The organism is Nocardioides hankookensis (assembly GCF_042658885.1).
GTDB classification, from domain to species: Bacteria; Actinomycetota; Actinomycetes; order Propionibacteriales; family Nocardioidaceae; genus Nocardioides; species Nocardioides hankookensis.
In genome coordinates this window covers 184165-206352 of record NZ_JBHSRJ010000008.1, presented here as the reverse complement: position 1 = coordinate 206352, position 22188 = coordinate 184165, and the positions used below count along the sequence as shown (strand labels likewise).

Below are 22188 nucleotides of genomic sequence, written 5' to 3'. Positions count from 1 at the left end.
AGGTCAGTCCCGGAGCCGGTAGCGCCGCTCCGGGCGGCCGCTGCCGCCGTACTGGAGCCGGACGACCGCCTGCCCGCGGGCGACGAAGTGCTCGAGGTAGCGACGCGCGCTGACCCGGGACAGGCCGACCTCCTCGGCACACTCGCTGGCCGAGGCCTCGCGGCCTCCGCCGAGGGCGGCCAGCACCGCCTCGGCCGTCTCGGCGCTGAGGCCCTTGGGGAGCAGTTCGCGGCCGGTGCCCAGGGGAGCGAAGACCGCGTCGATGTCGTCCTGGCCGGCCCGGTCGACGCCGGTCAGCGCTCGGTGGGTCCTGCGGAAGGCGGCCAGGCGGGTGGCCAGGTCGTCGTACTCGAACGGCTTCACCAGGTAGTGCGCCGCTCCGGCCGCGGCCGCCGCGCGCACCGTGTCGGCCTCGCGCGCGGCCGTCACGACCAGCACACCGACGTCGTTGCCGGCGCCGCGCAGCCGGCGCAGCACCTCGATCCCGCTGATGTCGGGCAGGTGCACGTCGAGGAGCACCAGGTCGGGGACGAGCCGGTCGATCTCGCTCAGCGCGGTCGCGCCCGTCGCCGCCGTGCCGACGACCCGGTAGCCCGGACTCCGCTCGACGAAGCGGGTGTGGATCGAGGCCACCATGAAGTCGTCGTCCACGACCAGCACGGTGAGCTCAGGATCGTCGGTCATCCGGGTCCTCGGTCGTGACGGGCAGCCGCGCGGTGAAGACCGCGCCGCCGTCATTGTGCACCGACACCGAACCACCTCGGCGTTCGCAGACGACCTGCACGAGGGCGAGGCCGACGCCGCGTCCGCTGGCGTCACTGGGCTTGGTGCTGAAGCCGCGGTCGAAGATGTCGTCGATCCGCTCGGCGGGCACGCCCGGGCCGGAGTCCGCGACCTGGACGACGGCGTCGCCCCCGTCGGTGGTGAGGCGTACGTCGACGCGCGCGGCGTCGGCGCCTGCCGCGGCGTCGATCGCGTTGTCGACCAGGTTGCCGAGGACGGTGCCGACGTCGGCGGACGCGTCCGGGGCGAGGCGCTGGAGTCGGCTGTCGACGCTGAGCGCGAGCTCGACGCGGCGCTCGATGGCGAGGCTGGTCTTCGCGACCAGCAGCGCGGCGACCGACGGGTCCTCCACGCGCTCGAGCACGAAGTCGCTGATCTCCGCGCGCCGACGGGTGAGCGTGCCGATCAGCCGGCCGGCCTCGTCGTACTCCTCGAGCTCGAGGAGCCCGGAGATGGTGTGCAGCTGGTTGGCGAACTCGTGGGTCTGCGCGCGCAGCGTCTCCGTGACGCTCTCGCGGGCGCTCAGCTGGCTCTGGAGCGCCAGCAGCTCGGTGCGGTCGCGCAGGGTCGTGACCGTCCCGGCTGGACGGCCGTCCTGGACCACCCGGTTGCTGTTGAGGACCAGCACCCGCCCGGCCACGACCGCGAGGGCGTCGCGGACGTCGTCGTCACCGAGCAGCAGCTCGAGGACGCGCAGGGGCAGGTCGAGGTCCGCGAGCTGGCGGCCCTGGCTGTCGGGCGGCAGGTCGAGGAGCTGGCGGGCGCTCTCGCTCAGCAGGGTGACGACGCCGGCCTCGTTGACAGCCAGCACGCCCTCGCGCAGCGAGGTCAGCAGCGCCTCGCGCTGGTCGGCGAGGTCCGCGATCTCGGCCGGCTCGAGCCCGCGGGTGCGTCGCTTGATCAGGCGGGCGAGCAGCCAGGCGCCGGCCAGCCCGAGCGCCAGGCCGACGGCCAGGAAGGCCACCATGTCGGGCAGCGTCTGCCGGAACCGCTCGGTCAGGGACGGGTAGCGCTCGGTGACGACCACGACCCCCACCACCTCGCCGGCGTCGACGTCCCGCTGGATCCCGACGACCGGGACCTGGGCCGCGATCGCCCGCTCGCCGCGGTCGTCGAGGTCACCGGTCCACGCACGGCCGTCGACGACGCCGGGGCCGAGGTCGACCTTACCGCCGGTCCGGGTCGGGTCGGTCGACACGAGGATGGTGCCGGAGGTGTCGGTCAGGTGCACGGCCGAGGCACCCGAGTCGTCCTGGCGCTGCTGGGCGTAGATCGTCAGTGCGCGCCGCTGGCCCGCGCTGGCCATCCCGACCTGCACGGCGGCGGTGCTGGCGAGGTTCTCAGCGCTCGCCCGGAGCCGGGCGCCCCGGGCGTCGCGGAAGTCCGCATCGCTCTGGCGGAAGGAGACCACGCTCGTGACGGCGACGACGAGGACGAGCAGCACGGCCTGGAGCGCGAGGAACTGACCGGCGAGGGTGCGTGGCCGTGGAGCCCGCGCTGGTGACCACAAGTTCCACAACCTCCTTTACGTGCTCAAGGGTGACGCCCGCCACAGCGGGGGTGAACGATCGGCAGGACCGACCACCGAGAGGAGCCTGTCATGGCCACCCGACCGCGAGCGCGACGCAGACCCGCCCGCGCCGCCCTCGCCGTGCTGACGGCGCTGGCCCTGGCCGCCGCGACGTCCTCCTGCGGGGTCACCCGCGGCGACGACACCAAGGACGTCGCGATGTGGATCCCCAACAGCCCCGGCGGCGGCTACGACCAGACCGGCCGCGCAGCGGTGTCCGTCATGGAGCAGGACGACGTCACCGGCGGCAACTTCGAGGTCACCAACATCCTGGGGGCCGGCGGCTCGGTCGCGATGACCCGGCTGATGGGCGCCGAGGGCGACGAGCACACGATGATGACCGTCGGCCTCGGCGTGGTCGGCTCCCTCTACTCCTTCGGCCTCGAGGACCGCCTCGACGACGCGACGCCGCTCGCCCAGCTGATCGAGGACCAGGAGGGCGTGCTGGTCCCCGCGGACTCGCCGTACCAGACGATCGACGACTTCGTCGCCGCCTGGAAGAAGGACCCGCGCTCCATCGCCGTCGGCGGCGGCTCGTCGCCCGGCGGCCCGGACCACCTCTTCCCGATGCAGCTGGCCGAGACGGTCGGGATCGACCCCAAGGACGTCCTCTACGTGCCGTACGACGGTGGTGGCCCGCTGACCAGTGCGCTGGTCGGGAAGAAGATCAAGGTCGGCTTCTCCGGTCTCGGCGAGTTCGAGGGCCAGATCGAGTCGGGCGAGCTGCGCGCCCTCGCGGTGTCGGGGGAGGAGCGGCTCGAGAGCGACGTGCTCAAGGACATCCCGACCCTGACCGAGTCCGACATCGACCTCGTCTTCACCAACTGGCGTGGCGTGCTCGCCCCACCGGGCATCTCCGAGAAGCGCCGCGACGAGCTGATCGCCTACCTCACCGAGATGCACGACAGCCCCGAGTGGCAGCAGACCCTCGAGAAGTACGGCTGGACGGACGCCTTCGTCACCGGTGACGACTTCACCTCATTCCTGCAGGAGCAGGACGACCGTGTCGCTTCGACCCTCGAGGAGCTGGGACTCATATGAGCAGCACGACGCACCGCGACCACCAGGTCGCGACGCCCGGAGACGCGCCGCGGCGCGACCTGGCCCAGATCGGGCTCGCCGCGGTCACCGCCGTCATCGGTGCCTACACGATCTACGACGCCAGCACGCTCCAGGTCGGCTTCGCCGACCCGGTCGGGCCGCGGATCTTCCCCTACGCCATCGGCACCGGCCTGCTGGTCACCAGCGCGCTGCTGGTCGTCGCCGCCCTGCGCGGCGACCGCCCCGAGGCCGAGGGCGGCGAGGACGTCGACCTCGACGTCCGGGCCGACTGGGTCACGGTCGCCAAGCTGGTCGGCATCATCGGCATCACGATCGCCACCATCGGCTTCCTCGGCTGGGCGATCAGCGGGGCGATCCTCTTCGCCGGTTCCGCCTGGGCGCTCGGCAGCCGCACGCTCGTGCGCGACGTGATCGTCGGCTGCGTCCTGGCGGTCGTCAGCTGGTACGCCTTCTACTCGGGCCTCGGCATCCCGCTCAGCGCGGGCATCCTGGACGGGATCCTGTGATGGGCGACCTCGACCTCCTCTTCGGCGGCCTCCAGTCGGCGGCCACCCCCGAGAACCTGATGTACGCCGCCATCGGCGTCCTGCTCGGCACGTTCGTGGGCGTGCTGCCCGGCATCGGCCCCGCGATGGCGGTGGCGCTGCTCCTGCCGGTGACCTTCAGCCTGGAGCCGACCTCGGCCTTCATCATGTTCGCCGGCATCTACTACGGCGGCATGTACGGCGGGTCCACCACGTCGATCCTGCTCAACACACCGGGGGAGTCGGCGTCGGTGATGACGGCGCTCGAGGGCAACAAGATGGCCAAGGCCGGTCGAGCGGCGCAGGCGCTCGCGACCGCGGCGATCGGCTCCTTCATCGCCGGCACCATCGGCACCCTGCTGGTCGCGTTCTTCGCCCCGATGCTGGCCGACGTGGCCGTGACGATCGGCGCGCCGTCGTACTTCGCGATCCTGCTCTTCGCGCTGGTCATGACGACGACGCTGCTCGGCTCCTCGAAGGTGCGCGGCTTCCTCGCGCTCTTCCTCGGCCTGACGATCGGGCTGGTCGGCCTCGACCTGAACACCGGCCAGGCCCGCCTCAGCCTCGGGGTCGCCCAGCTCCGCGACCCGCTCGAGATCGTGGCGGTGGCCGTCGGCATCTTCGCCCTCGGCGAGGCGTTCTGGGTCGCCGCGCACCTGCGCCGCAAGCCGCTCCAGGTGATCCCCGTCGGCCGGCCCTGGATGGGGCGCGACGACTGGGGCCGGTCGTGGAAGCCGTGGCTGCGCGGCACCGCGCTGGGCTTCCCGTTCGGTGCGATCCCGGCCGGCGGTGCGGAGATCCCGACGTTCCTCTCCTACATCACCGAGCGCCGGCTCTCGAAGCACGGCGACGAGTTCGGCAAGGGCGCCATCGAGGGCGTGGCCGGCCCGGAGGCCGCCAACAACGCGTCGGCGGCCGGCATGTTCGTGCCGCTGCTCGCGCTGGGCATTCCGGTCACCGCGACCGCCTCGGTGATGCTGGCCGCGCTGACCAGCTACGGCATCCAGCCGGGGCCGCAGCTGATGACCGAGCAGTCGGACCTGGTGTGGACGCTGCTGGCCAGCCTGCTGATCGGCAACACCCTGCTGCTGGTGCTGAACCTGCCGCTGGCTCCGCTGTGGGCCAAGCTGCTGCGCATCCCGCGCCCGCAGCTCTACGCCGGCATCCTGTTCTTCGCCTGCCTCGGCGCGTTCGCGGCCAACCAGGACGCGTTCGACATCTTCCTCCTGCTGGTGTTCGGCCTGCTGGGCCTGGCGATGCGGCGCTTCGGACTCCCGGTGCTGCCACTGATCCTCGGCGTCATCCTCGGGCCGATCATGGAGCTCAAGCTCCGTGAGGCGCTCACCATCTCCGACGGTGACCTGTCCGGTCTGTGGAGTGAGCCGCTCGCCGTGGCGGTCTACCTGATCACCGCCCTGGTGGTCGTGGTGCCGATCGTCCTCAAGCGGGTCCGGCCCGACCTGGACACGCCGGCTGCCGAGGTCGCCCATGCCCGGGATCTCGAGAACGACGACGAGAAGGTGCAGCGATGACCCGTGTCGTGGTGGCGTGGTCGCCGGACGAGTTCGGGCGGTCGGCCCTGACCTCCGGGGTGGCCGAGGCCCGGATGCGCGGGCTGGGGCTGGTGGTGGTCAACGCCTCGCGCGGCGATGCGCTGGTCGACGACCGGTTCGCCAGCGACGACGAGCTGGCGGGCGTCCGGGCCGAGCTCGAGGAGGCCGGCCTGTCCTACGACGTGCGCCAGTCGGTCGGCCTCGACGTCGGCGACCAGGTGCTGGACGTGGCGGCCGAGGTCGACGCGTCGCTGATCGTGCTCGGCCTGCGCCGGCGTACGCCGGTGGGCAAGCTGATCATGGGCAGCGTCGCGCAGCGGATCCTGCTCGGCGCGGCCTGCCCGGTGCTCGCCGTGAAGCCCGCCTGAGCCCCGCGCGAGTTCGTCCGGGGCGGGCCCGGGTTGGCATACTCGGTCGGACATGACGACCTCATCCGACAGCGTGACTGTCAGCCCTGCCCCCGCCCGCGAACTGCTGTCGGTCGCCATGGTGACCCTCGGGTGCGCGCGCAACGAGGTCGACTCCGAGGAGCTGGCCGGCCGGCTGGAGGCCGACGGGTTCCGGCTCGTCGGCGACCCGGCCGACGCCGACACCGTCGTGGTCAACACCTGCGGCTTCGTCGAGTCGGCGAAGAAGGACTCGGTCGACACGCTGCTCGAGGCTGCCGACCTCAAGGCGACCGGTCGCACCCAGGCCGTCGTCGCGGTCGGCTGCATGGCCGAGCGCTATGGCAAGGAGCTGGCCGAGTCGCTGCCCGAGGCCGACGCGGTGCTCGGCTTCGACGACTACCCCGACATCGCCGCACGGCTGCGCTCGATCGTGGCGGGGGAGTCGCACGCCGCGCACACGCCGCAGGACCGCCGGCTGCTGCTCCCGATCACGCCCGTCGAGCGCGCGCTGTCGACGACGCCGGTCCCCGGGCACGCGTCCGGCCCGGCGTCCCTGCGCCGCCGCCTCGACTCCGGCCCGACGGCGTCCCTCAAGCTGGCCAGCGGCTGCGACCGGCGCTGCTCCTTCTGCGCGATCCCGTCCTTCCGCGGCTCGTTCGTCAGCCGCCGGCCCTCGGACGTGCTCCAGGAGGCACGCTGGCTGGGGGAGCAGGGCGTGCGCGAGCTCTTCCTGGTGAGCGAGAACTCCACGTCCTACGGCAAGGACCTCGGCGACCTGCGACTCCTCGAGACGCTGCTGCCCGAGCTGGCCGCCGTCGACGGCGTCGAGCGCGTGCGGGTCTCCTACCTCCAGCCCGCCGAGACCCGGCCCGGGCTGGTGGAGGCGATCGCTGGCACGCCCGGCGTCACGCCGTACTTCGACCTCTCCTTCCAGCACGCGAGCGCGGGCGTGCTGCGTCGGATGCGCCGCTTCGGCGACCCCGAGAGCTTCCTCGCGCTGCTCGAGCAGATCCGGGCGCTGGCGCCCGAGGCCGGCGTCCGCAGCAACGTGATCGTCGGCTTCCCCGGCGAGAGCGACGTGGACCTGCAGACGCTCTGCGACTTCCTGGTCGCCGCCCGCCTCGACGTGACAGGCGTGTTCGGCTACTCCGACGAGGACGGCACCGAGGCCGCGACGTACGACGGCAAGCTCGACGACGACGAGGTCCGGGCCCGGGTCGAGCACGTGGGCGACCTGGTCGAGGAGCTCACCTCCCAGCGGGCGGCCGAGCGGATCGGCGAGACCGTCGACGTGCTCGTCGAGAACGTCGGCGCCGAGGACGGGCAGGGTGTCGAGGGACGGGCCATCCACCAGGGCCCCGAGGTCGACGGCTCGACCTACCTGCTCGACTCGGACGCCCAGGTCGGCGACCTGGTCCGCGCGGTGGTCGTCGAGTCCGACGGCGCCGACCTCTACGCTCGGGTCCTGTGATGGCAGAGGCGACGCAGGCGCAGCCCAGCAACTGGAACGTCCCCAACGTGCTGACGACGGCACGGATCGTCGCGGTCCCGTTCTTCGCGTGGGCACTGCTGGTCGACGGCGGCGACTCGATCACCTGGCGCTGCGTCGCGTTCGTGATCTTCTCCCTCGCGATGATCACCGACAAGATCGACGGTGACCTGGCCCGCAAGCACAACCTGATCACCAACTTCGGCAAGATCGCCGACCCGATCGCCGACAAGGCGGTCACCGGCATGGCCTTCATCGGCCTCTCGATCGTCGGCGACATCTGGTGGTGGGTGACGATCGTCGTGCTGATCCGGGAGTGGAGCGTCACGCTGCTCCGGCTCTCGATCCTCTCCAAGGTGGTCATCGCGGCCGCCGACCTGGGCAAGATCAAGACGACCTTCCAGGCCGTCGCCCTGGCGACGCTCTGCCTGCCGCTGCGCGACCCCGACCTGCCCAGCGGGCTGGAGGTCCCCGGCGAGGTGATCTTCTACCTGGCTCAGGCGTTCCTGGCGGTCGCGGTCGCCCTGACGCTGTGGTCCGGGTGGGAGTTCTACCGCGACGTCTGGAAGCAGCGGGCAACGCTGCGCAACTCCGGAGGCGGGCGTTTGTAGAGATCTGCTCTTGCCAGATCGAGGTCATGCAGGCGTCCCTCCTGCTGGCGACGGCTCCAGCCGAAATGTTTACCTCCCGTTATCGACGAGGCCTGGATTTTCTGCTGGTGCCTGGGGTTAGGTGGCGAGGACATCGGTCCAGACCACCGAAAGGTTCACCTAGTGCCCCCCAGTTCTCGGGCGCGCAGGGGCATGCGTGCTCTTGCCGTCATTTCCGGCTGTGCCGTCGCGGCGACGTCGCTGGTGTTCGTCGCGACGCCCGCTCAGGCCGTCACTCCGGTCGACATCAACATCCTCGCCACCAACGACTTCCACGGCCGGATCAAGTCGAACGGCGTCGAGGCCGGCGCGGCCGTGCTCGCCGGCGCGGTCAAGCAGATCCGGACCGCCCAGCCGAACACCGTCTTCGCCGCTGCCGGCGACCTGATCGGCGCATCGACGTTCGAGTCGTTCATCAACAACGACAAGCCGACGATCGATGCGTTGAACGAGGCGGGCCTGGACGTCTCCGCGGTCGGCAACCACGAGTTCGACAAGGGCTACAACGACCTGGTCAACCGGGTGATGGCGCCAGCTTCGCCGAGCAATCCAGACGGCGGAGCATCGTGGAAGTACATCGGCGCGAACGTGAAGATGAAGGCGTCCGGCAATCCGGCGCTGGACCCGACCTTCGTCAAGACCATGGGCGGCGTCGAGGTCGGCTTCATCGGAGCCGTGACCGAGCACCTGCCCGAGCTGGTGTCGCCCGGCGGCATCCAGGACATCTCCGTCACCGACATCCCGACGGCCGTGAACACCGAGGCGAACGCCCTGAAGGCGAGCGGCGTGGACGTCATCGTGCTCCTCGTCCACGAGGGGGCCGCCAGCACCGACTGCGCGACGATGGACGACGACCCGACCTCGGACTTCGGCAGCATCATCGCGGGGGTGAACGACAACGTCGACGCGATCGTCTCCGGGCACACCCACCTCGCCTACAACTGCCACTTCCCGGTCGCCGGCTGGGCAGGCCGACCGGTGACGGAGCGCCCCGTCGTGTCCGCCGGCCAGTACGGCTACAACCTCAACCAGCTGGACATGTCCGTCGACTCCGACACCGGACAGATCCTGAGCATCGACCAGGGCATCCTCCCGCTGGCGACCTGCACCGCAGGCTGCACGACGTCGTCGCCCACCTACACGCCCAACTACCCGGCGGACTCGGCGACCAAGTCGATCGTCGACGCAGCCGTTGCCAGTGCCGAGGTGAAGGGCGCAGTGCCGCTCGGTGACATCGCCGGCCCGTTCAAGCGGGCAGCGCGGCCGAAGGCCGCGGACCCGACCGCGACCGAGGAGAACCGCGGCGGCGAGTCGTCGCTCGGCAACCTGGTCGCCGAGGCGCAGCGGTGGGCGACCGAGTCGGCGACCACCGGCTCCGCCCAGATCGCGTTCATGAACCCCGGCGGGCTGCGCGCCGACATGGTCGGGAACACCCCCGGGACCTACCCGACCACGCTGACCTACAAGCAGGCGGCCAACGTCCAACCGTTCGCCAACACACTGGTCAACATGGACCTGACGGGCGCTCAGATCCGCGACGCGCTCGAGCAGCAGTGGCAGCCCGCCGGTGCATCGCGTCCGTTCCTGCGGCTCGGGGTGTCCAAGGGGTTCACCTACACCTACGACCCGGCGACCAAGAAGGTCACCGGCATGTGGCTGAAGGGCACCCGGATCACCGGATCCGACACGTTCTCCGTCACGGTCAACTCGTTCCTGTCCACCGGCGGCGACAACTTCGGGGCGTTCGCCGGTGGCACCGGCAAGCAGGACACCGGCAAGACCGACCTCGAGGGCATGGTCGACTACATGTCCGCGTTCGCCAGCAGCACGGCCCTCCCGGTCGACTACGGCCAGCGCGCGGTCGGGCTGACGTTCCCCTCCGGTGCGCCGTCGTCGTACCGTGCCGGCCAGCGGGTCGCGTTCGACCTCTCGTCGCTGGCGATGACCGGGGCGGGCGACCTGCAGGACTCGAAGGTCGCGGTGTCGCTCGGGCGGTTCAAGCTCGGCTCCTTCCCGGTCGACAACACGGTCGCGCCCGGCGCGACCGACGACGAGGCCGGCACGGCGTCGGTCTCGTTCCGACTGCCGGCCGGAGTGCCGGTCGGCACCAAGACGCTGACCGTCACGGGCGAGCAGACCGGCAGCGCCGTCGCGGTGCCGGTGAAGCTCATGAAGGCGACGTCGTCGCTGTCGGCCAGGCTCCGTCCCGTCAAGGCGGTGGCGAAGAAGACCCGAGTGACGGTGATCGTGCGGGTCCGGGCCGGTCGCGCCACCGCGCCGGGCAGAGTCCTGGTCCAGGCCCAGGGCAAGCTCTACCGACTCCGGCTGGAGCGCGGACTGGGCGTCGCGACCCTCAAGCCGTTCCGCACCACGGGCATCAAGAAGGTCAAGGTGCGCTACCTCGGCACCAGCAACACGCTGCCGTCGGCGACCTCGCTGAAGGTCAGGGTCGTCAGGCACCGCTAGGCCGACGTCGGGGCCCATCGACTCGGTGGGCTCCGACGCCGTGCCTCCTCCTCCATCACGCAGGTCCTCTCGGAAGGTTCTCCATGTTCACGACGTCTCGGGCGTCGCGGCGCGGACTGGCGCTCGTCGCCGGTCTGTCCGTCGCAGCCTCCGGCCTCGCCCTCGGCGCGGCTGCTCCGGCCGGTGCGGCGAGCACCGGGCTGGTCATCAGTGAGGTGTACGGCGGTGGCGGCAACGCCGGCGCGACGTACACCAACGACTACATCGAGCTCTACAACCCGACCTCGGCGCCGATCAGCGTCGCCGGGATGTCGGTCCAGTACCGCAGCTCGGCCGGGACTGCCGCCGCCACCGGCGTGACGGCCCTCAGCGGCAGCGTCCCGGCCGGTGGCCACTACCTCGTGCAGGAGGCCGCCGGCACGGGGGGAACGACGCCCCTGCCGACGCCGGACGCCACCGGCACCGTCGCGATGTCCGGAACCGCCTTCACGGTCTGGCTCGCCACCGGCACGACGGCACTCAACCCGACCGCCGACGGCTCCACCACCCGCACCGGGATCGTCGACCTGGTCGGCGTCAACAGCAACACCTTCGAGACGGCCAAGGCTGCCGGAACCGCCAACGCGACGTCCGCGAGCCGCACGGCCGGCGATACCGACGACAACGCGGCCGACTTCGCCGTCGGCGCACCGAACCCGCAGAACGCCGGCACGGTCACCCCGCCGGACGACCCGGACCCGACCGAGGCGACCATCGCCGAGATCCAGGGCACCGGCGATGCCTCGCCCCTGGTGGGTCAGGCCGTGACCACGGAGGGTGTCGTGACGGCGGCATACCCGACCGGAGGCTTCAGCGGCTTCTACCTCGAGACGCCGGGAACCCCCGACACCCCCGGTGCTTCCGACGGAGTGTTCGTCTACGGGAGCGCCGCCACCGCGCAGGTCGAGATCGGCGACAGCGTGGAGGTGACCGGTGATGTGAGCGAGTACCAAGGCACGACCGAGATCACCGGCGTCGGTGCCGACGACGTCGCGGTGCTGCCCGAATCTCTCGGGACCGTCACCCCGCTGACCGTCCCGTGGAGCGACCTCGACACGCCGGCCGAGAAGGAGTCCCACGAGGGCGAGCTGGTGGCTCCCCAGGGCGACTTCACGGTGACCGACAACTACGACACCAACTACTACGCGTCGTTCACGCTCGCCTCCGGCGACACGCCGCTCGTCCAGCCGACCGACGTCGCCGACGCCCAGGACACGGCCGCGATCGCGGCCATCAGCGCCGAGAATGCCGCGAAGGCGGTCACCCTCGACGACGGGCAGAGCGTCAACTTCAACAGCGCCGCCAACAAGGGCACCCCGCTGCCGTGGCTCTCGAAGACCAACCCCGTACGCGTCGGTTCAGCGGTCAGCTTCCACGAGCCGGTGATCCTCGAGTACCGCAACAGCCTCTGGAACTTCCAGCCCACCAGCCCGGTGACCGACTCCGGCGCGGACGTCGCGACGTTCACCAACACCCGCACCGCGGCCCCGGAGGACGTCGGCGGCGACATCCGGCTGGCGACGTTCAACGTGCTCAACTACTTCCCGACCACCGGTGAGGAGTACGTCGCTTCCGGGCAGGGCAGCTGCACCTACTACGACGACCGGGCCGGCAACCACATCACGGACAACACCTGCGGCACCGAGGCGAGCCCCGGCCCGCGCGGCGCCGCGACCGAAGAGAGCCTGGCTCGCCAGCAGGCCAAGATCGTCAGCGCGATCAACGACCTCGGCGCGAGCATCGTGTCGCTGGAGGAGATCGAGAACTCGGTCAAGCTCGGTCAGGACCGCGACGCCGGCGTCTCGACCCTGGTCGATGCGCTCAACACAGCCGCCGGTGCCGGCACCTGGGCCTTCGCCCCGTCGCCGGCCGCCGCCGACCTGCCGCCGACCGAGGAGCAGGACGTGATCCGGACGGCGTTCATCTACAAGCCTGCCGACGTCGTGCTCGTCGGCGGCTCGAAGGTGCTGACCGGATCGGCCGCCTTCGCCGACGCCCGCGAGCCGCTCGCCCAGGGCTTCAAGGCCACCGGCGCCCCGGACTCGGACGCCTTCGCGGTGATCGTCAACCACTTCAAGTCCAAGGGCTCGGGTGTCGACGACGGCACCGGTCAGGGCAACGCCAACCCCGACCGGGTCGCCCAGGCACACGCGCTCAGCGACTTCGCCGACGGCTTCGCCGACGACCTCGGCACGGACAAGATCTTCCTCACGGGCGACTTCAACTCCTACACCCAGGAGGACCCGCTCCAGGTGCTGTACGGCGACGGCTACGTCGATCTGCAGACCCAGTTCAACGGCGGCGAGACGACGTACAACTTCGACGGTCTCGCGGGCTCGCTCGACCACGTGCTCGCGAACTCGGCCGCCGAGGCCATGGTGACCGGCACCGACGTCTGGCAGATCAACGCCGAGGAGTCGATCGCGTTCGAGTACAGCCGCTACAACTACAACGCGACGGACTTCTACGAGCCCGACCCCTACCGGGCCTCCGACCACGACCCGGAGGTCGTCGGCCTCGACCTGCCCGCGATCAAGGCGCCGTCGACCGTCACCGCCACGGCGGTCCCGCAGGTGGCGATCGCCAAGCTGACCCCGGTCGGACTCGTGGTCAAGGTGACGTCGGCCGCAGGCACGCCGACCGGCTCGGTCACGGTCGGCTGGGAGGGGCACACGAAGCAGGTGCGCCTCGTCCGCGGCTACGCCACCACGTTGGTGGGACCGTTCACCCAGGCCGGCCTTCAGCCGGTGACGGTCACCTACGCTGGCACCGATGCGATCGCACCGAGCAGCCAGACGGTGAACGTCCGGGTGATCAAGCTCTTCTGACCGGGTTGCTGGTGCGCGCGGCCTCGAGGTCGAACGCCGCGTGCACCAGCGCCAGGTGGCTGAACGCCTGCGGGAAGTTGCCGACCATCCGCTTGCCGGCGGGGTCGTACTCCTCCGAGAGCAGGCCGACGTCGTTCGTCAGGTCGCAGAGCCGCTCGAAGAGCGCCGTGGCGTCGTCGAGGCGCCCTGCGCCGGCGTACGCCGAGACCAGCCAGAAGGAGCAGGCCAGGAACGGGTGCTCGTCCCCGGCGAGTCCGTCGACGCCGGTCTCGGTGCGGTAGCGGAGCAGCAGTCCGTCGCGCAGCAGGTCGCGCTCGACCGCCTCGATCGTGCCGAGCATCCGCGGGTCGTCGCCGGCCACGATCCCGATCTGGGGGAGCACCAGCAGTGCCGCGTCGACCTCGGTGCTGCCGTAGAACTGCACGAAGGTGTTGCGCTCGGCGTCGAAGCCGTGGGTCAGCACCTCGTTCCTGACCTTGTCGCGCAACCGACGCCACTCGTCCACGGGCCCGTCGAGGTCGAACTCCTCGACGGCCCGCACGGCGCGGTCGAACGCCGCCCAGACCATCGCCTGCGAGTGCGTGAACCGCTGCTGCGGGCCGCGGATCTCCCACAGCCCGTGGTCCTTGCGGTGCCAGTTCTCGGCGAGGTTGCCGACCAGTGCACGCTGCACGGCCCAGGCGTCGCGGTCGGCGTGCCCGGTGGCCTGGCGGGTCTGCTCGAGCGCGACCATCACCTCGCCGAGCACGTCGAGCTGGCGCTGGAGGGCGGCTCCGTTGCCGATCCGCACCGGGGTCGACCCGGCGTAGCCCGGCAGGTGCGGCAGGGTCTCCTCGGTCAGGCGGCGCCGCCCGTCGACGGCGTACATGATCTGGAGGTCGTCGGGGTCGCCCGCGACGGCGCGCAGCAGCCAGCCGCGCCACAGCTGGGCCTCGTCGACGTGCCCGGCGCGGATCAGGGCGCCGATCGTGAGGGCGGCGTCGCGCAGCCAGCAGTAGCGGTAGTCCCAGTTGCGCTCGCCGCCCGGGTCCTCGGGCAGCGACGTGGTGGGCGCGGCGACGATGCCACCTGACTGCTCGTCGGTGAGCAGCCGGAGGGTGAGCAGCGAGCGGCGGACGACCTCGACGCGCGGCACGTCGGCGCGGCAGTGGGCCGACCAGCGGGTGCTCTCGTGCACGGACGCCTCGATCTGGTCGTCCGAGGCGCCGATCCCGTCGAGCGGTGCGTACGACGGCAGCCAGGTCGTCGAGAAGGTCAGGACGTCGCCCTCGGTGACGTCGAACTCGTCGACGTGGCGGTGGTCGTCGGCGCGGGGCAGCCGCGGCCCGCGCAGCACCAGGCGGTCCGGGCCGCCGGTCGCGGTGATGACGTCCTCGCCGTCCACGGTCTGGCGGCGCACCCACGGCAGGATCGCGCCGTAGTCGAGGCGAACCCTCCACTCGTGTCGCATCCAGACCGTGCCGCGGACCCCGGTCACCCTCCGGACCAGGTCGGCCCGGCCGTCGCCCTGCGGCATCGCGTCGGTGAGCGTGACCTCACCGGTCGCGGTCGTGAAGGTCGTCTCCAGGACCGCGGAGGCGTCCAGGTAGCGCCGGCGTACGTCGTACTCGGCGACGGGGCACAGCTGCCAGTGACCGTGGTCGTCGGTGCCGAGGAGGCCGGCGAAGCACGCGGGGGAGTCGAAGCGCGGCAGGCACAGCCAGTCGACCGAGCCGTTGCGGCCGACCAGCGCCCCGCTGCGCCGGTCGCCGACCAGTGCGTAGTCCTCGATGGGAAGCGCCATGCTCGGACACTAACGTTCGGGGTGTGAAGGATCCGGTCGAGAGCGTGCACGCGCTGCTGCGCGCGGCGGGGGAGACGGTCGCGACCGCCGAGTCGCTCACCGGCGGTCGGCTGGCCGCGCTGTTGACCGGGGTGCCCGGAGCATCGGACGTGTACGTCGGCGGCGTCGTCACCTACGCGACCGAGCTCAAGGCGTCGCTGCTCGGCGTCCCGGAGCGGGTCATCGAGGAGCACGGCGTGGTGTCGTCGGAGTGCGCCCAGGCGATGGCCGCCGGGGTGCGGGCGCTGACCGGGGCGACGTACGGCGTTGCGACGACCGGGGTCGCCGGGCCGGCCGAGCAGGAGGGCAAGCCCGCCGGGACGGTCTTCGTGGGGATCGCCGGTCCCGACCTGGTCGCGGCGGTGGCACTCGAGCTGCGGGGCAGGCGCGGGCAGATCCAGGACCGCACCTGCCGGGAAGCGCTCTCATCCTTTGAGCAGGTCCTCCGGCGGGAAGAAACACCTCTCGGGTAGCGTTGCCCCACAGGTTGACGTGATGTCTGCCGATGTTCTGTCGGAGAAGGAGGCGCGCATGGTGCTGTTTCGTCGGTTGCTCGGCGACGTGCTTCGTGACGCCCGGATGCAGCGCGGGCTGACCCTGCGCGAGGTCTCCGCGGACGCCCGGGTGAGCCTGGGCTACATCTCCGAGATCGAGCGCGGCCAGAAGGAGGCGTCCTCCGAGCTGCTCGCCTCGCTGTGTGCGGCCCTCGACGTCCCCCTCTCCGACGTCCTGCGCGACGTCTCCGACCTGGTCGCCCTCGAGGAGGCCGCGGCGGCGCTCACGCGCATCCCGGTCGCTCCCCGCGCGGGCCAGGTCGTCAACTCCGCCGCCTGAGCGCTGGTCAACGCTGGCAGCTGGGGCACCAGTACGCCGTACGCTCCTGCCCGGGGCGGCCGAAGGCGGTGATCGTCACGCGAGTCCCGCAGCGACGACACAGGCGCTGCCGGTAGACCCAGAGACGGTTGGACCGCGACCACTCCTGGTCGAGCATCTGGCGCACCCTGCGCACCAAGCGGGGCAGGTCGGCCACCTCGCCGATCGGTGTCCCGGGCGCCACGCCCATCACGAACTGGGCCTCGGCGGCGTAGATCGTGCCGACACCGGCCAGCAGAGTCTGGTCGCGCAGCGCCTCGAACACCGGCCGCTCCGGCTCCCGTCGGAGCCGGAGCAACGCCTCATCCTCGTCCCAGTCGGGTCCGAGCAGGTCTGGGCCGAGGTGTCCGACGACCTCGGGCTCCCAGTCGCGGGGGATCAGCTCGACGATGCCGAGCAGGGAACCGACGGCGGTTGCCCGCTCGGTCCCGAGCACCACCCGTACCTCGTGGGACCGGCTGTCCCAGCCAGGGTCGCGGATCCGCCAGCTGCCCTCCATCTTGAGGTGGGTGTGCAGCGTGTACTGCTCGTCGGCGGTGTCGATGCGCGTCAGCAGGTGCTTGCCGCGCGACACGGTCTCGACCACGGTGCCGCCAGTCAGGTCGGCGGTCGCGTGCTGCGGGACCCTGAAGTCGGTGCGGGTCAGCACCTCGCCCGCGACCCCGCGCTGCAGTCGCTGTGCGGCGCGGCGGACCGCGTCGCCCTCAGGCACCGGCGGACCTCAGTCGCAATCCCTGCGGGGTGGCCACGAAGCCGGCCGCCTGGAGCGCCTCGCGCAGCGGGGTCGAGCCTGACCCGAGCAGCGGCTCGCCGTCGGCCTTCTCGACGGTGAGCCGGCCGAGCGAGCCCCGCCGGACCGCCTCGGCCAGCGACGCCGTGGCCGGGGTCAGCTGGTCCGCGTCCTCGCTCCAGGTGAGCAGCGTGCGCCCGCCGCGCTCGACGTACAACGTGAGGACGCCGTCGACCAGCACCACGATCGCCCCGGCCTTGCGGCCCGGTCGGTGCCCGCTCGTCTCCGGCCAGGGCAGGGCTGCGCCGTAGGGGTTCGCGGGGTCGGTGGCGGCGAGCGCGACGGCGACCGGCTTGGCGTCGGTCGGGACCTCGGAGAAGGTGCGCAGTCGGTCGATCGCGCCCGCGGTGCCGAACTGGGCGGCGCCCAGCCCGTCGACGAAGTAGCCGCGGCGGCAGCGGCCGGAGTCCTCGAAGGCCGAGAGCACCTTGTAGACGCCCGCGAACCCGCCGGGCACCCGCTCGCTCACCACGGCACCGCGGATCACGACGCCGTGCCGGTCGAGGAGTCGCTCGGCGGTCGCGTGCGCGCGTCGGGTCGGGTCGGTGTCGATCTCGGGCAGCAGCGCCCAGCGACCCGCCGTCTCGGGAGGGCCGGTGCGGGTCGGCCGGCCGGGGCGGCTGGTGCGCGGCGGTGGTCGTCGGCTGCGGTGTGCCGGGGTGCCGCCGCGGGTGAGTGCCCGCAGCGGGGTGAGGGTGTCGTTGCTGATCCGGCCCGACCAGACGAGCTCCCACAGCGTCGCGGACAGCGCAGCGTCGTCGGTGGAGCCGACGGCGTCGGACAGCTGCCGGAAGAACCATGCGCCTCCGGGTCGCAACGCCTCGAGGACCGCCTCGCTCTGCGCGGAGAACTCGATCGGCGTCGGATCGGGGAGCGTCAGCGCCGCCTGGTCGGCGAGGTGCAGCGACACCCAGCCGTCGGCGCCGGGCAGGGCGGCGTGGCCCGCCCAGATGACCTCGCCGGAGGCGGTCAGCTCGTCGAGGTACGACGGCTCGTAGTCGCGCACCCGTGAGCCGAGCACCAGCGGCTCGAGCGCCGAGGCGGGCACCGGGCAGCCGGCGAGCTGGTCGATGACGCTGACCACCCCGTCGACGCCGCGCAGCCGGCCCCCGACGTGCTGCCAGGTCGTGAGGAACCGACCGAGGGAGGCCGGCTCGACCGGCTCGATCTCCTGCCGCAGCCGGGCCAGCGACCGCCGTCGTAGCTTGCGCAGCACCTCCGCGTCGCACCACTCGGTGCCGGAGCCGGACGGCCGGAACTCGCCGTCGAGCACCCGGCCCTGGGCGGCCAGCCGCTGCAGTGTGAGACGGACGACCGCGACGCCCAGGCCGAGGCGCGCCGCGACGTCGTCCACGGTGAACGGGCCGTGCGTGCGTGCGAAGCGGGCGACCAGGTCGGCCAGCGGATCGTCGACGGGCTCGGCGAAGACGTCGGGAGTGCCGGGCGGCACCGGGACGCCGAGCCCGTCGCGGAGGCGACCGACGTCCTCGATCGCCGCCCACCGCTCCTCGCCGGCCATCCGGACCTCGACGATGCGTCGGCTCTCGGTGAGCGAGGTGAGCCAGCCGTCGGTGTCGGCGCCGTCGAGCGAGCGCGCCGCCACCTCGGCGGTCGCGAGCGGACCGAGCAGGCGGAGCAGGTCGGCCACGCCCTCGGCGTCCCGGGCGCGGCGGTCGGGGGCCATCCGCTGCAGCTCGGCCTCGACCTCGACCAGCACCTCGGGGTCGAGCAGCTCGCGCAGCTCGGCGCGGCCGAGGAGCTCGGCGAGCAGGCCCTGGTCGAGTGCGAGGGCGGCGGCGCGGCGCTCGGCGATGGGGGAGTCGCCCTCGTACATGAACTGCGCGACGTAGCCGAAGAGCAGGGTGCGGGCGAACGGCGACGGCTGGTGGGTCGCGACGTCGACGACCTGCACCTCGCGGCGGTCGATGCCGCGCATCAGGGCGGTGAGCGACGGCAGGTCGTAGACGTCCTGGAGGCACTCGCGGACCGCCTCGAGGACGATCGGGAACGACGGGTACTGCACGGCGACCTCGAGCAGCGCCGCCGAGCGCTGGCGCTGCTGCCACAGCGGCGAGCGACGTCCGGGGTCGCGCCGGGGGAGCAGCAGCGCTCGAGCGGCGCACTCGCGGAAGCGGGAGGCGAAGAGCGCCGAGCCGCCGACCTCCTGGGTCACGATCGTGTCGATCTCGTCGGGCTCGAAGACGATGACGTCGCCGCCGGGCGGGTCGGCGTCGGTGTCGGGGATCCGGATCACGATGCCGTCGTCGGACGCGACCGCCTGGCCGTCCACGCCGTACCGCTCGCGCAGGCGGGCGTTGATCGCGAGCGCCCACGGCGCGTGCACCGGGACGCCGTACGGCGAGTGCACGACCAGCCGCCAGTCGCCGAGCTCGTCGCGGAAGCGCTCCACGAGCAGGGTCTGGTCGCTGGGCAGCAGGTTGGTCGCCTCGAGCTGCTCGTGCAGGTAGCCGACCAGGTTGGCGGCGGCGTACTCGTCGAGGCCGTCGGCGCGGACGCGCTCCTCGGCACGCTCGCGGGGGAGCGCGCCGAGCTCGCGGGTGAACGAGCCGATCGCCCGGCCGAGCTCGGCCGGGCGGCCGAGGGTGTCGCCCTTCCAGAACGGCAGCCGGCCGGGGATGCCGGGCGCGGGGGTGACGAGCACCCGGTCATGGGTGATGTCCTCGATCCGCCAGCTGGTCGCGCCGAGCGCGAAGACGTCGCCGACCCGCGACTCGTAGACCATCTCCTCGTCGAGCTCGCCGACCCGACGGCCGGGACCTTCGCCCCCGACCAGGAAGACCCCGAACAGGCCGCGGTCGGGGATGGTGCCACCGCTGGTGACCGCGAGGCGTTGGGAGCCCGGCCGGCCGGTGATCGAGCCGGTCACCCGGTCCCAGACCACGCGCGGGCGCAGCTCGGCGAACTCGTCGGAGGGGTAGCGGCCGCTGAGCAGGTCGAGGGTGGCGTCGTAGGCGCTGCGAGGGAGCTGCGCGAACGGCGCGCTCCGCTTCACCAGCTCGAAGAGGTCGTCGACCTGCCACGCCTCGAGCGCCGTGGTGGCGACCACCTGCTGCGCGAGCACGTCGAGCGGGTTGGTCGGCACCCGCAGCGACTCGATCGAGCCGGTGCGCATCCGGTCGACGGCAACCGCGGTCTGGGCCAGGTCGCCGCGGTGCTTGGGGAAGAGCACGCCTCGTGAGACCTCGCCGACCTGGTGCCCGGCGCGGCCCACCCGCTGGAGGGCACTCGCGACGCTCGGCGGGCTCTCGATCTGGATCACCAGGTCGACGGCGCCCATGTCGATGCCGAGCTCGAGGCTGCTGGTCGCCACGACGCAGGGGAGCCGGCCGCGCTTGAGGTCATCCTCGATCAGCGCCCGCTGCTCCTTCGAGACCGAGCCGTGGTGGGCCTTCGCGACCACGGCCTGGGCGCCGTAGGACTGCCCGGACTGCGCCATCACCTGGGCGGGCGCCTCGCCCTCCGTGTCGACGGCGACGCCGGCCCGGTCGGCGGCGATCTCGTTGAGCCGGGCGGTCAGCCGTTCGGCGAGCCGGCGCGAGTTGGCGAAGACGATCGTCGAGCGGTGCTGCTCGATCAGGTCGACGACCCGCTCCTCGACGTGGGGCCAGATGCTCTGGGCGCGCTGCGGGTCGTCACTGTCCTCGTCGTAGTCGTCGGGGGCGGTCATGTCCTCGACGGGTACGACGACCCTGAGGTCCCACTCCTTCTCGCTCGGCGGGGCGACGATGTCGACCGGCGCCGTGCCGCCCAGGAACCGGGCCACCTCGTCGAGCGGGCGGACGGTGGCGCTCAGACCGACGCGCTGCGCGGGCTTGTCGAGCAGGGCGTCGAGGCGCTCCAGGCTGACGGCGAGGTGGGCGCCGCGCTTCGTGCCGGCCACCGCGTGCACCTCGTCGACGATGACCGTCTCGACGCCGCGCAGCGACTCGCGCGCCTGGCTGGTGAGCATCAGGAACAGCGACTCGGGCGTCGTGATGAGGATGTCGGGCGGCGTAGTCGTGAGCTTGCGGCGGTCGGCCGCCGGGGTGTCGCCGGAGCGGACGCCGACGCTGACCTCCGGCACGGGGGTGCCGAGACGGTCGGCGGTGTGCCGGATGCCGGTCAGGGGAGCCCGGAGGTTGCGCTCCACGTCGACGCCGAGGGCCTTGAGCGGGGAGATGTAGAGGACCCGGCAGCGCTTCGACTTCTCCGGCGGCTCCTCGGTGCTCAGCAGCCGGTCGAGCGACCAGAGGAACGCGCTCAGCGTCTTGCCGGAGCCGGTGGGCGCCACCACCAGCGCGTGCCGGCCGGCCCCGATCGCGTCCCACGCCCCCACCTGGGCAGGCGTCGGCTCGGCGAACGCCGCACCGAACCAGGTGCGGGTCGGCTCGCTGAAGCGGGCGAGGGGACCGGTCACCGGACCATCTTTGCTCACGGCACCGACAGCTCCGAGAACCGCGTGACTTGACGAAGTTTGACACGTTATTGTCACATTCCATCTCTCGGAGAATCTCGGAAAAGAGGCACCATGAAGCACCTGCGTCTGGCGCTCGCCGGAGCCATCGCCGCCACCACCCTGACCGGCGGCGTCGCCGGCCCGTCGTCCGCCGAGGACAAGCCCCAGCCCTGCCAGGAGATCCAGAAGGTGAAGATCTCGTCCTCGGTCAAGTACTCCGCCCGGGTGTACTACGACTACCGGACCGGCGGGGAGGCCACCGACGCCCCCACTGACTCCGCCGACAACGGGCTCGGTGCGCTCACGTACAACATCACCACCTGCAAGAACGACGACGGGTGGTACGCGCGCGACATCGTGCTCCCGTTCACCGGGGTGAACCTGACGGACGTCGACGTCACCCGCAGCGACGGCAAGGCCGTCTACAGCCAGACGGGCTGGGGGATCCAGCCGGGGCCGGCCCTCAAGAGCTCGGGCACGGCCACGCTCACCTTCGCCGGCATCGCCTGCTTCAAGCAGCCGGCGAGCCACCGTGGGGACATCCTCGATCTGGCCATCGACTTCGTCCCCCTGCCCAAGAAGCTCAGCGACCTCACCGAGACCGCGATCCGGGAGGTTGCCCACTGGACCGTGAGCAAGCTGGTGACCGACAGCGGCGGCGACGTCAAGTGCGGCGGGCCGCGCGACGCCACGGCGACCGTGACGCTGGGCGCCGTGAAGCTCAACATCGGCACGGGCGGCAAGGTCTCGGTCGACTCGGCCGGCAAGATGCTCTACGTCCAGCACGCCGAGAACAACAGCCTCTGCCCGAGCGGCACCGTCGGCACCGTCTACTCGGAGTGTGGCTACCGGTACGACACGGCCATCGACCTCACGGCGAAGGTGCTCTGAGGC

Annotated in this window: 16 protein-coding genes; 11 read left to right on the top strand and 5 right to left on the bottom strand. The window is 71.9% G+C overall.

The window, feature by feature from the left end; translation table 11 throughout:
* Positions 1 to 3: 3 nt before the first annotated feature.
* Together ACFPYL_RS18440 and ACFPYL_RS18435 are read right to left on the bottom strand one after the other, a co-directional pair.
* Positions 4 to 684, bottom strand: coding sequence for a response regulator (locus ACFPYL_RS18440; RefSeq protein WP_379157593.1), 681 nt, complete (start codon positions 682 to 684; stop codon positions 4 to 6).
* Positions 668 to 2293 carry a sensor histidine kinase gene (locus tag ACFPYL_RS18435; RefSeq protein WP_379157590.1) on the bottom strand — a complete coding sequence of 542 codons (1626 nt, stop codon included), beginning with the start codon at positions 2291 to 2293 and terminating at the stop codon, positions 668 to 670. Before ACFPYL_RS18435 ends, ACFPYL_RS18440 begins: the two co-directional genes overlap by 17 nt.
* 90 nt (positions 2294 to 2383) lie before the next feature.
* On the opposite strand from ACFPYL_RS18435, the gene ACFPYL_RS18430 reads away from it, so the two are divergent.
* The 8 genes from ACFPYL_RS18430 (at position 2384) to ACFPYL_RS18395 (ending at position 13353) form a co-directional block, all read left to right on the top strand.
* Positions 2384 to 3394, top strand: a complete 1011-nt coding sequence (locus ACFPYL_RS18430) for a Bug family tripartite tricarboxylate transporter substrate binding protein (RefSeq protein WP_379157587.1) — start codon at positions 2384 to 2386, stop codon at positions 3392 to 3394.
* A complete protein-coding gene (locus ACFPYL_RS18425) occupies positions 3391 to 3921 on the top strand; it encodes a tripartite tricarboxylate transporter TctB family protein (RefSeq protein WP_379157584.1) in 531 nt (176 codons plus the stop codon). Before ACFPYL_RS18430 ends, ACFPYL_RS18425 begins: the two co-directional genes overlap by 4 nt.
* Positions 3921 to 5471, top strand: coding sequence for a tripartite tricarboxylate transporter permease (locus ACFPYL_RS18420; RefSeq protein WP_379157581.1), 1551 nt, complete (start codon positions 3921 to 3923; stop codon positions 5469 to 5471). The genes ACFPYL_RS18425 and ACFPYL_RS18420 overlap by 1 nt, the downstream gene beginning before the upstream one ends.
* Positions 5468 to 5860 (top strand): universal stress protein, encoded by a 393-nt coding sequence (locus ACFPYL_RS18415; RefSeq protein ID WP_379157578.1) that lies wholly within the window; start codon positions 5468 to 5470, stop codon positions 5858 to 5860. Before ACFPYL_RS18420 ends, ACFPYL_RS18415 begins: the two co-directional genes overlap by 4 nt.
* A 106-nt stretch (positions 5861 to 5966) precedes the next feature.
* Positions 5967 to 7352: a 30S ribosomal protein S12 methylthiotransferase RimO gene (gene rimO / locus ACFPYL_RS18410; protein ID WP_379158155.1), complete on the top strand. Its 1386-nt coding sequence runs from the start codon at positions 5967 to 5969 to the stop codon at positions 7350 to 7352.
* Positions 7352 to 7981, top strand: a complete 630-nt coding sequence (gene pgsA / locus ACFPYL_RS18405) for a CDP-diacylglycerol--glycerol-3-phosphate 3-phosphatidyltransferase (RefSeq protein ID WP_379157575.1) — start codon at positions 7352 to 7354, stop codon at positions 7979 to 7981. Before rimO ends, pgsA begins: the two co-directional genes overlap by 1 nt.
* 192 nt (positions 7982 to 8173) lie before the next feature.
* Positions 8174 to 10486 carry a bifunctional metallophosphatase/5'-nucleotidase gene (locus ACFPYL_RS18400; RefSeq protein ID WP_379157573.1) on the top strand — a complete coding sequence of 771 codons (2313 nt, stop codon included), beginning with the start codon at positions 8174 to 8176 and terminating at the stop codon, positions 10484 to 10486.
* Positions 10487 to 10569: 83 nt separating this feature from the next.
* Positions 10570 to 13353 carry an ExeM/NucH family extracellular endonuclease gene (locus ACFPYL_RS18395; protein WP_379157570.1) on the top strand — a complete coding sequence of 928 codons (2784 nt, stop codon included), beginning with the start codon at positions 10570 to 10572 and terminating at the stop codon, positions 13351 to 13353.
* Here the strand turns inward: ACFPYL_RS18395 and ACFPYL_RS18390 are convergent.
* Positions 13340 to 15136, bottom strand: a complete 1797-nt coding sequence (locus ACFPYL_RS18390) for a glycoside hydrolase family 15 protein (protein ID WP_379157568.1) — start codon at positions 15134 to 15136, stop codon at positions 13340 to 13342. The genes ACFPYL_RS18395 and ACFPYL_RS18390 overlap by 14 nt on opposite strands.
* 23 nt (positions 15137 to 15159) lie before the next feature.
* On the opposite strand from ACFPYL_RS18390, the gene ACFPYL_RS18385 reads away from it, so the two are divergent.
* Positions 15160 to 15648, top strand: a complete 489-nt coding sequence (locus tag ACFPYL_RS18385; RefSeq protein ID WP_379157566.1) for a CinA family protein — start codon at positions 15160 to 15162, stop codon at positions 15646 to 15648.
* Between the two features lie 58 nt (positions 15649 to 15706).
* Positions 15707 to 16009 carry a helix-turn-helix domain-containing protein gene (locus tag ACFPYL_RS18380; RefSeq protein WP_379157564.1) on the top strand — a complete coding sequence of 101 codons (303 nt, stop codon included), beginning with the start codon at positions 15707 to 15709 and terminating at the stop codon, positions 16007 to 16009.
* A 7-nt stretch (positions 16010 to 16016) separates the two neighbouring features.
* On the opposite strand, the gene ACFPYL_RS18375 is transcribed toward ACFPYL_RS18380, so the two are convergent.
* Together ACFPYL_RS18375 and ACFPYL_RS18370 are read right to left on the bottom strand one after the other, a co-directional pair.
* Positions 16017 to 16760 (bottom strand): DNA-formamidopyrimidine glycosylase family protein, encoded by a 744-nt coding sequence (locus ACFPYL_RS18375; protein WP_379157562.1) that lies wholly within the window; start codon positions 16758 to 16760, stop codon positions 16017 to 16019.
* A complete protein-coding gene (locus ACFPYL_RS18370) occupies positions 16753 to 21255 on the bottom strand; it encodes an ATP-dependent helicase (RefSeq protein WP_379157560.1) in 4503 nt (1500 codons plus the stop codon). The genes ACFPYL_RS18375 and ACFPYL_RS18370 overlap by 8 nt, the downstream gene beginning before the upstream one ends.
* 111 nt (positions 21256 to 21366) lie before the next feature.
* Between ACFPYL_RS18370 and ACFPYL_RS18365 the strand changes: the two genes are divergently transcribed.
* Positions 21367 to 22185, top strand: coding sequence for a hypothetical protein (locus ACFPYL_RS18365; RefSeq protein WP_379157558.1), 819 nt, complete (start codon positions 21367 to 21369; stop codon positions 22183 to 22185).
* The last annotated feature ends 3 nt before the right edge of the window (positions 22186 to 22188 follow it).

Bases quoted from the DNA above. Each gene is read 5' to 3' on its own strand.
- ACFPYL_RS18440 (WP_379157593.1), bottom strand. From the start codon at position 684: ATGACCGACGATCCTGAGCTCACCGTGCTGGTCGTGGACGACGACTTC.
- ACFPYL_RS18430 (WP_379157587.1), top strand. From the start codon at position 2,384: ATGGCCACCCGACCGCGAGCGCGACGCAGACCCGCCCGCGCCGCCCTC.
- ACFPYL_RS18425 (WP_379157584.1), top strand. From the start codon at position 3,391: ATGAGCAGCACGACGCACCGCGACCACCAGGTCGCGACGCCCGGAGAC.
- ACFPYL_RS18420 (WP_379157581.1), top strand. From the start codon at position 3,921: ATGGGCGACCTCGACCTCCTCTTCGGCGGCCTCCAGTCGGCGGCCACC.
- ACFPYL_RS18415 (WP_379157578.1), top strand. From the start codon at position 5,468: ATGACCCGTGTCGTGGTGGCGTGGTCGCCGGACGAGTTCGGGCGGTCG.
- pgsA (WP_379157575.1), top strand. From the start codon at position 7,352: ATGGCAGAGGCGACGCAGGCGCAGCCCAGCAACTGGAACGTCCCCAAC.
- ACFPYL_RS18400 (WP_379157573.1), top strand. From the start codon at position 8,174: ATGCGTGCTCTTGCCGTCATTTCCGGCTGTGCCGTCGCGGCGACGTCG.
- ACFPYL_RS18395 (WP_379157570.1), top strand. From the start codon at position 10,570: ATGTTCACGACGTCTCGGGCGTCGCGGCGCGGACTGGCGCTCGTCGCC.
- ACFPYL_RS18390 (WP_379157568.1), bottom strand. From the start codon at position 15,136: ATGGCGCTTCCCATCGAGGACTACGCACTGGTCGGCGACCGGCGCAGC.
- ACFPYL_RS18380 (WP_379157564.1), top strand. From the start codon at position 15,707: ATGGTGCTGTTTCGTCGGTTGCTCGGCGACGTGCTTCGTGACGCCCGG.
- ACFPYL_RS18365 (WP_379157558.1), top strand. From the start codon at position 21,367: ATGAAGCACCTGCGTCTGGCGCTCGCCGGAGCCATCGCCGCCACCACC.